Annotated in this window: 11 protein-coding genes; 1 reads left to right on the top strand and 10 read right to left on the bottom strand. The window is 70.3% G+C overall.

Annotated features, from left to right (window positions below):
- Positions 1-558: 558 nt before the first annotated feature.
- From D8M35_RS13540 to D8M35_RS13495, 10 genes are all read right to left on the bottom strand, one after another.
- A complete protein-coding gene (locus D8M35_RS13540; RefSeq protein WP_058727428.1) occupies positions 559-780 on the bottom strand; it encodes a DUF3073 domain-containing protein in 222 nt (73 codons plus the stop codon).
- Positions 781-949: 169 nt separating this feature from the next.
- Entirely contained in the window at positions 950-1390 is a 441-nt protein-coding gene (locus D8M35_RS13535) for a DoxX family protein (protein WP_126892326.1), read from the bottom strand.
- 171 nt (positions 1391-1561) lie between these two features.
- Entirely contained in the window at positions 1562-1828 is a 267-nt protein-coding gene (locus D8M35_RS13530) for a DUF3072 domain-containing protein (RefSeq protein WP_126892325.1), read from the bottom strand.
- Between the two features lie 67 nt (positions 1829-1895).
- Positions 1896-2651: a hypothetical protein gene (locus tag D8M35_RS13525; protein ID WP_126892324.1), complete on the bottom strand. Its 756-nt coding sequence runs from the start codon at positions 2649-2651 to the stop codon at positions 1896-1898.
- A gap of 13 nt (positions 2652-2664) precedes the next feature.
- A complete protein-coding gene (locus D8M35_RS13520) occupies positions 2665-4914 on the bottom strand; it encodes an APC family permease (protein ID WP_126892323.1) in 2250 nt (749 codons plus the stop codon).
- A gap of 128 nt (positions 4915-5042) precedes the next feature.
- Positions 5043-5624, bottom strand: a complete 582-nt coding sequence (locus tag D8M35_RS13515) for a PadR family transcriptional regulator (RefSeq protein ID WP_126892322.1) — start codon at positions 5622-5624, stop codon at positions 5043-5045.
- Entirely contained in the window at positions 5621-6547 is a 927-nt protein-coding gene (locus D8M35_RS13510; RefSeq protein ID WP_161972669.1) for a DUF4097 family beta strand repeat-containing protein, read from the bottom strand. The genes D8M35_RS13515 and D8M35_RS13510 overlap by 4 nt, the downstream gene beginning before the upstream one ends.
- Positions 6548-6681: 134 nt before the next feature.
- A complete protein-coding gene (locus D8M35_RS13505) occupies positions 6682-7989 on the bottom strand; it encodes an ABC transporter substrate-binding protein (RefSeq protein WP_126892321.1) in 1308 nt (435 codons plus the stop codon).
- Between the two features lie 50 nt (positions 7990-8039).
- Complete coding sequence (locus D8M35_RS13500; protein WP_126892320.1) at positions 8040-8942, bottom strand: carbohydrate ABC transporter permease; 903 nt, start codon at positions 8940-8942, stop codon at positions 8040-8042.
- Between the two features lie 10 nt (positions 8943-8952).
- Positions 8953-9909 carry a carbohydrate ABC transporter permease gene (locus D8M35_RS13495; RefSeq protein ID WP_126892319.1) on the bottom strand — a complete coding sequence of 319 codons (957 nt, stop codon included), beginning with the start codon at positions 9907-9909 and terminating at the stop codon, positions 8953-8955.
- 139 nt (positions 9910-10048) lie between these two features.
- On the opposite strand from D8M35_RS13495, the gene D8M35_RS13490 reads away from it, so the two are divergent.
- The coding region (locus D8M35_RS13490) for a winged helix-turn-helix domain-containing protein (RefSeq protein WP_148113375.1) at positions 10049-10379 on the top strand (331 nt) is incomplete at its 3' end.

Genomic DNA, 10379 nt, shown 5'->3' with positions numbered 1-10379 from the left:
CTCGGCCGCGGGCACGAGCGGGTACGACGCGCCGCTCAGGTTCGGCGGTCGAGCAGTTCCGGTCGCTGCGGCGCATCGAGCGCGACTGATCGCACCCGGTCGGCTGACTCTTCCCGGTCGACTGACTCTGCCCGGCGCCTCGGCCGCAGCCAGTCAGACGCGGTCGGCAGCTCGACGTCGGTCGGGTCGGCGCTCCTGCTCAACGGGCACGACATGCCGCTCAGGTCCGGCGAGCGGGTGTGTTCCGTCGTCGGACGGCGTCGAGTGTGACGGATCGGGCCCGCTCGTTAGGGCCGAGTCGGCTGCCAGGCGTCCGCGGCCGGTCGACGTGCGTCGGATGACCGGGAGGCTGACAGGCCGACGAGGCTGCCGCCGAGCGGGCACGACATGCCGCTCAGGTCCGGCGAGCGGGTGCGTTCTGTCGTCGGGCAGCGTCGAGTGTGACGGATCAGGCCCGCTCGGCGAGTACGAGCCCGGAGCCCGGAGCCCGGCACCGGCCGCCCGCGCACACGACGACGCCGCGCGGCCCCGGAGGGTGCGCGGCGTCGACGGTTCGGGTCAGGCGGACTTGTTCTGGTCCTGCTGGGGCTCGAACTCGTCCTCGTCGTCGCCCGGTTCCTCACCGTACTGGTCAGCCCAGCGGTCGACGTAGGAGTCTTCGTCCGAGTGTTGCCCGGCGGAGAGCTCGCGTTCGAGCGCACCGTAGTTCGTGTCCGGACTGAAGTACTTCAGCTCCCGGGCGACCTTGGTGTGCTTTGCCTTCTGACGGCCGCGCCCCATGCGTGACCCCCTCGTGATCGGCTCTGGTCCGGTCCTGGCGGGTGCGTGGTTGCCACCCGGGGAACCGAACGGTTCGTGGTTTGAAATCTGCCGATCACTCTACCATGTACCCCGTTCCCCACCTGGCCACCGACGTCCCCCGTGGCGGGGAGGAAGACCTGATCAGCACTCAGGCGGGGAGGGGCTCCCGGACCCCGCGCTTCCGTCGCGCGGAGCGCAGCACGAGGGCGTCGACCGAGAACCGTCCGGGTCCGGTGAGCGCGACGGCGAGGGACGCGACGGCGAGCACCAGCACGTACTCGAAGCCGCCCTCCTGGGCGAAGAACCCCGCGGTGGCGTGGGCGAGCAGGCCCGCGACGACCATGTCGACCGCGAGCAGCAGGCCGACGACACGGGTGGCGACGCCGAGCACGAGGAGGATCCCGCCGACGAGTTCGAGTCCCGCCACGAGCGGGGCTGCGACCTCGGCGAGCGGGACGCCCATCCTCGCGAAGCCCTGGGCGACGCCGGGGATGCCCTGGGCGAACTTCTGGGCGCCGTGGGCGATGAACACCACGCCGAGGACGATGCGGAGCGCGGTCAGTCCGATGGAGGTCGATGTCGTTCGCATGGTGCCGACGCTATGCGGTGACGTGTCATCGACCCGGTGGCCTCGGCGAACCGCCCGGACTCTGCCAGGGGTCGTCCAGGAGACGGTCCACCGAAGCGGGGACCGGCTCTCAGGAACGACCGACGCCGGTCCGCCACAGCGGGGACCGGCGTCGGTGGGAGGAGCGAGGTGTCAGGAGTCCGCGCCGCGCCCGGTCTGCTGCTGCAGGCGGTCGATGTGCTCGGACGCCTCAGCCTTGGTGAGGTCCGCGGGGAGTTCCTCGCCGGCCTCACGGGCCAGGGTGTCGAGGTAGCTGCGCTGCGGGCCGGTCATGGGCTCGTCGCCGGTCACCCACTGCTCCGGGTCCTTGCTCGCGGTCGTCGAGGGGTCGGGACGCTCGCCGCCCAGGGTCTCGCCCTGGTGCGACTCGTCGGGGGTGTGGTCTGCTGCGTCGGTCATGGCGCCGAACCTACGCGCGACGGCGGACCCGACACGCAGCGAGGACGTCCCCCACGGGACCGAGCGCTCAGACCGGCGTCGCCGTGTAGCGCACCAGGTCCGGCCCGACGCCGCTGGCCGCGATCGGCACCTCGGTGTCGCCCTGCCGGATCCAGATCGTCGCGGCCTGCTCGTCGATCCGGACGACCTCGTGCAGCGACCCGTCGAGCAGCACCGCAGCGCGCACCGACACCTGCCCGGTCGACGGCCGGGGCGGGAGTCCCACCACGTCGGCGCCGTACACGGCGTGGCGACCGGGGGAGAGGAACGGCGACACCGGGGTGGTCACGACCTCGAGTCCGTCGTCGACCGGACGCACCGCGACCAGGCGCACCGCCTGGTCGGTGGGCAGGGGGACGTCGACGACGGGCGCGTCGACCGGGCCGGCCAGCGCGCGGAAGGCGGGCCGACCGTCGGGGGCGAGCCGTGCCTCCAGGCCGTCGATCCGGACGCGACCGCGACCACGCGAGTCGGCGTAGGTCCCGGGCTCGAGCCCGGAGCGGCGTGCCTCGAGCCGCGTGACGACGACGCTGTCCGGCCGGTACCAGTCTCGGAGCGTCGCGGGGTCCACCCAGCCGATGCTGGCGACTCCGCGGGCGAGGTCGGCGCCGTCGTCGGCGGGTCGTTCGTCGAGGGCGCCGAGCGGGTGCTCGCCGCGCACCGGGACCAGTCCGGCGTACGGTCCGGCCGTCGATGGTTCGTGGTCGAGCACCTCGACGCGCTTCGAGACCTTGCCGCCGTGGCCGTCGAAGGTCGCGAAGGTGCGCAGGTCGGAGATCGTCATGTCGCGGACGATGCTACGACCGGTCGCCGTCACGTCGTGCAGGTGCGGGGACGAGGAGGCGCATCTCGCCCGTGCACTGGGTCTGGTCGACGCCCTCGGCGGGGCCGGCGGGACGCATCGCGCGCCTCGGCTGCAGGCCCTCGCGCTGCACCGGCCGTCCCACGGGCTGCAGGCTGTTCCGCTGCACCGACCGGAGGAGCCGGTCCTCCTGCGCGTCGTGGTGGAACACCCCCTGCGGCGAGCGGCGGAGCGCCGGACGGATCGGCTCCCCGCGGCGCTCCTGGCCCGGGAGCGGCCGCGAGCGACGGCCGTACAGCAGCTCGGACGAGTCGAGCAGCCACGGCACCAGGGCGACGGTCACCCCGTGCACGAGCAGCAGCTTCTTGCGGATCCGGCGGCCGCGGTGGTTGTGCAGCAGCGTCTCCCACCAGTGACCGACGACGAAGACCGGCGTGTAGACGGTCACGACCTCGGACCCGTGCTCGGCCCGGTGCGCCTTGATGTACCGGATGAGCGGCATCGAGATGTCGCGGTAGGGACTCGGCACGACGGTGAGCGGGACCTCGATGCCGTGCTCGACCCACTGCGCCTGCAGGCGACGGGCCTCGGCGTCGTCGATCGCGACGTGCACCGCCTCGAGTCCGGCGTGCTGCGCCGCGATGGCGTAGTCGATCGCCTTGAGCACCGGCTTCTGGAGCTTGTTGACGAGGACGATCGCGTGGTCGCCGGTCGCGCCGAACTGCGTGTCGACGTCCGCCTCGACCTCGTGCGAGACGTCGCGGTAGTACCGGTTCACGCCGAGCATCAGCACGAAGAGCACCGGCATGATCACGAACACGAGCCAGGCGCCGTGCGTGAACTTCGTGATGGTGACGATGACGAGCACGACGAAGGTGGACGTCGCGCCGATCGAGTTGATGGTCAGCGAGCGCCAGACCTGGCCCCGGTCGACGGGCTCGTCCGCGGTGCCGTCGCGGTCCGCGCGGAGGAGCCGCAGCCAGTGCCGGACCATGCCGGTCTGGCCGAGCGTGAACGACACGAAGACGCCGATGATGTACAGCTGGATCAAGCTCGTGACGTTCGCCCGGTAGACCACGAGCAGCGCGACCGCGACGAGCGCGAGCACGATGACGCCGTTCGAGTAGATGAGCCGGTCACCACGCGTCGACAGGGCCTTCGGTGCGTACGAGTCCCGCGCCAGGATCGAGCCGAGCAGCGGGAAGCCGTTGAAGGCCGTGTTCGCGGCGAGGAGCAGCACCGCGGCCGTCGTCGCCTGCACGACGAAGAACAGGATGCTGCCGTTCCCGAAGGTCGCGGCGGCGATCTGCGCGATGAGCGAGCGCTGCGGCGTGGTCGCGCACGCGGTGAAGCCCTGCAGGTCGCAGGCGCGCTCGGCGTAGTGCACGTGGGAGACGAGTGCGAGCGTGATGAGCCCGACGAACAGCACGATCGCGATCGAGCCCATGAGCACCAGCGTCGTCTGGGCGTTCCGGATCTTCGGTCGGCGGAAGGCCTGCACGCCGTTCGCGATCGCCTCGACACCGGTCAGGGCCGAGCAGCCGGACGCGAACGCGCGCAGGAGCAGCAGCACGAAGGCCGCCTGCGTCGTGTGCTCGACGTTGTCGATCGTGTACGCGGCGGACTCGGCGACGGGGGCGTTGCCGAGTGCGGTGCGGACCAGGCCGGTCAGGACCATGACGAACACCGAGCCCACGAACAGGTAGGTCGGCACCGCGAACGCCTTGCTCGACTCGCGGACCCCGCGCAGGTTCACCCCGGCGAGCAGCACCACGAAGGCGACCGCGAGCTCGACGCGGAACGGGTCGAGGCCGGGCAGGGCCGAGATGATGTTGTCCACGCCCGACGCCACCGACACGGCGACCGTCATCACGTAGTCGACGAGCAGGGCGCTCGCGACGACGAGACCGGCCTTCTCGCCGAGGTTCCGGTGCGCGACCTCGTAGTCGCCACCGCCCGACGGGTACGCCTTGACGAGCTGTCGGTAGGACGCGACGACCACGACGAGCAGCAGCACCACCATGGCCGCGACCCACGGCGCGAAGGTCAGGAACGCCATCCCGCCGAGCAGCAGGATCATGAGGAGCTCCTGCGGCGCGTACGCCACGCTCGACAGCGGGTCGCTCGCGAAGATCGGCAGCGCCAGGTGCTTCGGGAGGAGCTGTCCCTCGAGCTTCTCCGAGGGCAGGGGATCCCCGATCAGTCGCGCCTTCAGCGACCGGATCTCGTTCGTCACGAGCGGCAAACCTACTCAGTTGCGCGCGCGAGTCAACACTGTGGGAACGGACAGGCCCCACAGGGCACGCGACGGACGCGTGCCGTCGGGTGGCGGACGGGAGGCGCGGATCGCCACCACCCGTCCGCCGGCGGCCGTCAGACGGAGCGGCGCAGGGCCTCCAGGCCGTCCCGCAGACGCGTCACCGTGTCCTCGGTGAGCGTCCCGCGCGTCGCGCGGCGACGCAGGTCCGCCCGGACCTGCTGCCGGAACGCGGCGATCGCCATCTCCACCTCGCGCAGGGCGCGGGCGCCCTCCGTCGGGACGTCGACGGGCTCGTCGGCGGTCTGGCCTCGAGGGGCCTGGGCGCTCGCGGCGAGGTCCGCACGGAGCGAGCGCATGGCCTCGCCGACCGAGGCGCGGACGCCGTCGGCGAGGGACCGCACCGAGTCGGCGACCCCGGACTCGACCGCGGCGAGCTCCTCGGCGCGGGCGTCGAGCTCGGCGCGGCCGGCGTCGGTGATCGCGTAGACGGTCTTGCGGCCGTCGACGGTCTTCGTGACGAGCCCCTCGGACTCGAGCTTGGCGAGCCGCGGGTACACGGTGCCGGCGCTCGGGACGTAGGCGCCGCCGAAGCGCTCGCCGAGGGCCTGGATGAGCTCGTAGCCGTGCATCGGACGGTCGGCGAGCATCGACAGCAGGGACAGGCGCAGGTGGCCGTGCGCGAAGACGGGACTCATTCGGGCACCACCGTCTCGTCGTCGGTTGCGCGTTCGCCGGGGGCAGTGCTGGTACCCCGGTCGGGCACCACCGTCTCGTCGTCGGTTGCCGTCGGTGCGGCGGGAGCGCTCGGGTCGGACGGCGCCGCCGGCGGCGCGTGCAGGACCGCGATGTCACCCGAGACCGAGTTGACCTTCAGGTCGAGCCACTGCCCGGACAGCTCGCCGCCCTGCTTGACGTACGAGCCGCGGACCCCGCGGACCTCGGAGTCGTCGAACTGCAGTCCGCCGGTCGCCGTGCTGACGGTGCAGCGGTAGGGGACGCCGTCCTCGAGTCGGACGCTGACCGATCCGGACACCGTGTTGATCCGCGCCGCGTCGGGTGTGCCCTGCAGGTCGAGCACCACGTCGGCGTTCACCCCGTCGGCCGTGAGGCGCGGGATCGCCCCCGTCGCCACGACGTCACCGGACACGGTGCGGACGGTCAGCGCACCGTCGAGGTCGCGCACCGTGGTCGACCCGGAGACGGCGTGCACGGCGAGGTCGCCCGCGAGCCCGTCGACGACGGCGTCGCCCGAGACGGAGTTCACGGAGGCGCCGCGGTTCGTGCCCGAGAGCAGCACGCCCGCGGAGACGACGCCGATCGTGACCCGTGCGTCGCGGGGGACCAGCACGCTGACGTCGGCGGTGGCGCGTCCACGGAACGACTTCAGGAACCCGAGCGGGTCGTCCCACCGGATCTGCGGGTGGTCGATGGTGAGCGTGTCGCCGTCCAGCTCGATCTTGAGCGGCTTGCCGGACACGCCGTGCACCTCGATCCGGGCGGTCGGTTCGTCGTGGGCGACGACGTCGACCTGCCCACCGGCGAGGCCGACGCGCAGGGCGCGGACGATGCCGGTGTCGATCACCTTGGGCTCCTCGACGAGCCACTTCTCCTGGGCCATGTTGCCTCCTCGAACTCGCGATGTATCGCGTCTGGTGACGACACGCTACATCGCGAGTCTGCTCTCGTCGTCAGGACGACACGCAGGACGGCCCCGCTCCCGGTCGGGAGCGGGGCCGTCCTGCGGAGCGACCGCTACTTCGCGGCGTCGTCCAGTGCCGCCTGGGCCTTCTCCGCCGCGGCGTCGAGGGCTTCCTTCGGGCTGGTCTTCAGCAGCATCGCGGACTGCAGCTGCGTCGACAGGGCCGCGCTCACCTCGCCGTACGCGGTGATCGACGGGCGGGCCTTGGCGTACTCGAGCTCGTCGGCGAAGGCCTTGAGGCGCGGGTTCTCCTCCAGGTACTTCTTCCACGTCGCGTTGTCCGCCGTGGCCTGGTTCGCGGGGAGCAGGCCGGTCGCGATGTCCCACTTCGCCTGCGTGTCCGGGCTGAGCCACCACTGCAGGAACTTCCACGAGGCGTCCTGCTTCGCGGTCGTCGTCTTGATGACGTACGAGTTGTTCGTGCCGAGGTTCATCGCGGGCTGCTCGATGCCGGGGAGGGCGAAGACGCCGACGTTGTCCTTGCCGAGCGTGCTGTCGATGGTCGACAGGTCGTACGCGCCGGTGATCGCCATCGCGGCCTTCTTCGACGTGAGCGCGGGGACGGCGCCGTTCGTCGAGGTGGTCAGGAGCGACTGCGGGTAGGCGGAGCCGTCCTGCAGCATGTCCGTCCAGGCCGTGAGCGCCTTCACGCCCGCGTCGCTGTTGAACTCGACCTTGGTGTTGTCCTCGTTGAGGAACTCGCCGCCGGCGCCCCAGAGCATCGACTGCCACGTGAAGACCGGCCACTCACCGGTGCCGATCGGCAGGTAGGCGCCGTACTGGGTCGTGCCCTTGGTGAGCTTCCTCGCGTCGTCCTGGAACTCCGACCACGTCTTCGGGGTGTCGGTGATCCCGGCCTCCTTGAACATCTCCTTGTTGTAGACGACGGCGTAGTCGCCGATGTCGGTCGGCAGCGTGTACTGCTTGCCGTCGAACTCGCCGGTCGAGAGCATGCCCTCGGTGAAGCTGTCCTTCGTGACGTCACCGCTGGACAGGTAGTCCTCGAGCGGCAGGACCTTGCCGGTCTGGATCACCTCGCCGGTCTGCTGCGGCGTGCTGTCGCCGAGCACCATGTCGGGGCCGGTGTCGTTCTTCAGCGCGTTGATGAGCTTCGCGTCGAACTGGTCGGACGAGGCCGCGTACTGGGGCTGGACGTCGATCTTGTCCTGCGAGGAGTTGTACTCGTCGATGAGCTTCTTCACCTCGGTGGCCTGGGGCCCCGTGTAGTTGTGCCAGACCGTGATCGTGGTCTTGCCGCCGCTGCCGCCGGAGTTGCCGGTGACGGAGCCGCCGGAACACCCGGACAGGGCCAGTGCGGCACCCACGGCGAGGGCCGTGGCACCGAGCAGTCGCTTGCGCATGAGTCGTCCTTTCTCGGACTTCGGGTGGAGCGAAGGGGGGTGGTGCGGGATCAGCGGAGTCCGCCGGCCATGGCCGACACGATCTGCTTCTGGAAGATGATGAAGACGATGAAGACCGGCAGGATCGCGAGTGTCGAGCCGGCCATCAGCAGGTTGAAGCTCTGGCTCGCGTTCGCGGACTGCAGCTGCGTGAGGCCGACGGAGACGGTGAAGAACTCGGTCCGCGACGCCACGAGGAACTGGAAGAAGAAGTTGTTCCAGTTGTAGACGAACGACAGGACCGCGAAGGACCCGATCATCGGGGTCGCCATCGGCGTCACGACGGACCACATCCGCCGCCACACGCCGGCACCGTCGACCCGACTGGCGTCCTCGATCTCGCTCGGGAACGACGTGAAGAACTGCCGGAACAGGAAGGTGCCGAGGATCGACGGGATGTTCGGCACGATGAGGCCCTGGTAGCTGTTCAGCCAGTGCAACGACGACAGCAGGGTGATGAGCGGCGTGAACACGACCTCGAACGGCACGAGGAGCGCCGCGAGCAGGACGACGAAGACGACGTTCTTGCCGGGGAACTTCAGGCGCGAGAACGCGAAGCCCGCGGCCAGGCTCGTCACGATCTGCCCGAGGGTCGTCGCGATGGCCACGACCGTCGAGTTGAAGAAGTACAACCCGAAGGGGGCGACGGTGAAGATGTCGGTGTAGTTCGACAGTTCCCACTGCCGCGGCAGGAACGTCGGCGGGAAGGCGAGCGCCTCCTCCGAGGACTTGAAGCTCGTCAGCAGCATCCAGAGGAACGGGCCGAAGAACAGCACGACCGCGACGAGCAGGATCACGTGCCGCAGGACGGCGGGCGAGTGCTTGCGGAACAGCACGCCGAACGGGCGGCTGCGGTGCGGACGGGAGGCGCGGCGTGCGTCCGCCGGGAGGCTGCGGGAGGCGATCTGGGTCACGGTGGCGGTCCTAGTTCAGCTCGATGGGGTCGCGGCGGTTGATGACCCGCAGCTGGACGACCGCGACGAGGATGCCGACGATGAGCAGGAGGACGGCGGCAGCGCTGGCCGATCCGCCGTGGAAGAACACGAAGCCCTGGTTGTAGATGTAGTAGAGGATCGTCTCGCTCGAGTTGATCGGGCCGCCCTGGGTCAGGACGTAGACCTGCGTGAAGACCTGCAGCGCGCCGATCACGCCGGTGATGGCGAGGAAGCCCGTGGTCGGGGCGACCAGGGGGAGCGAGATCCGGAAGAAGCGGCGGATCGGCCCGGCGCCGTCGAGCGTCGCGGCCTCCATGTAGGACGCCGGGATGTTCGTGAGCGCCGCCGAGTAGATGATCATCGTGTAGCCGACGCCCTGCCAGATCGAGAACACGATCACCGAGACCAGTGCCCACGGCTCCGAGGTCAGGAAGCCGATCGGGGGAGCGCCGAGCGCGGTCACCACGCCGTTCACCAGGCCGCCGAGCGGCGACAGGATGAAGCTGAAGATCAGCGCGCTGCCGACGATCGGGGCGATGTACGGCACGAACAGCAGTGCGCGGTAGACCCCTCGGCCGCGGAACGGCTGGGCCAGCAGCGCCGCGAAGAAGAGCCCGAGTGCCATCGTGATCGGCACGACGATCACCACGTACAGCGCGGTGTTGCCCGCCGCCCGGACGAACTCGCCGTCCCGGAACAGTCCGGTGAAGTTCGACAGGCCGACGAAGCCGTTCGTCTCGCCGGACGCGGGGTTCCAGTCCGTGAACGAGTAGTAGACCGTCTGTGCCAGCGGGTACAGGTAGAACAGCGCCAGCAGCACCGTCGTCGGGGCGATGAGCACGTAGCCCGCCCTGCCCTCGCGTCGTTCCATCCGGCTCGCGTCCGCGGTGGACGACCGTCGACCGGGAACGCGCACCCTGGTCGGGTTCTGAACCGCACTCGTCATGCGGACCTCCTCTTGGCTCGTCGTTGAACGCTAGGAACAGGCTGTTTCCAGCAGATTACCGTTCGATCACCAAAAGTAAACAGTCGAATCTGGAACGACTTCGTTCGGTAATCGACCGTTTCGTCGCTACAGTGACGACATGCACGAGCAGCACTTCCAGGACATGGACCGCAGTCCGGGGTCCGTCGGGGATGTCCTCCGACTGATCCGCGTCTCGGACACGACGTCGCGCTCGAGCATCGCCAGGAGCACCGGTCTCGCGCCCTCCACCGCCTCGGCCCGGGTCGATGCGCTGACCGCCCTCGGACTCGTGCGCGAGAGCGGCGCCGAGGGCTCCCGCGGCGGCCGACGCGCCCGGCGCCTCGAGCTCGTCGCGGACGCCGGCTTCGTCGCCGCGGCCGACCTCGGCGCCCACCACGTCCGCATCGTGCTCACCGACCTCGCCGGCCGGATCGTCGCCGACACCGACG

Source organism: Curtobacterium sp. HSID17257 (assembly GCF_003989515.1).
Taxonomy (GTDB): Bacteria; Actinomycetota; Actinomycetes; order Actinomycetales; family Microbacteriaceae; genus Curtobacterium.
This window is presented reverse-complemented; position numbering and strand designations above follow the sequence as displayed.

Excerpts from the sequence above, each read along its gene's own strand:
- D8M35_RS13515 (WP_126892322.1), bottom strand. The coding sequence starts at position 5,624 with ATGAGTCCCGTCTTCGCGCACGGCCACCTGCGCCTGTCCCTGCTGTCG.
- D8M35_RS13540 (WP_058727428.1), bottom strand. The coding sequence starts at position 780 with ATGGGGCGCGGCCGTCAGAAGGCAAAGCACACCAAGGTCGCCCGGGAG.
- D8M35_RS13530 (WP_126892325.1), bottom strand. The coding sequence starts at position 1,828 with ATGACCGACGCAGCAGACCACACCCCCGACGAGTCGCACCAGGGCGAG.
- D8M35_RS13535 (WP_126892326.1), bottom strand. The coding sequence starts at position 1,390 with ATGCGAACGACATCGACCTCCATCGGACTGACCGCGCTCCGCATCGTC.
- D8M35_RS13510 (WP_161972669.1), bottom strand. The coding sequence starts at position 6,547 with ATGGCCCAGGAGAAGTGGCTCGTCGAGGAGCCCAAGGTGATCGACACC.
- D8M35_RS13505 (WP_126892321.1), bottom strand. The coding sequence starts at position 7,989 with ATGCGCAAGCGACTGCTCGGTGCCACGGCCCTCGCCGTGGGTGCCGCA.
- D8M35_RS13525 (WP_126892324.1), bottom strand. The coding sequence starts at position 2,651 with ATGACGATCTCCGACCTGCGCACCTTCGCGACCTTCGACGGCCACGGC.
- D8M35_RS13495 (WP_126892319.1), bottom strand. The coding sequence starts at position 9,909 with ATGACGAGTGCGGTTCAGAACCCGACCAGGGTGCGCGTTCCCGGTCGA.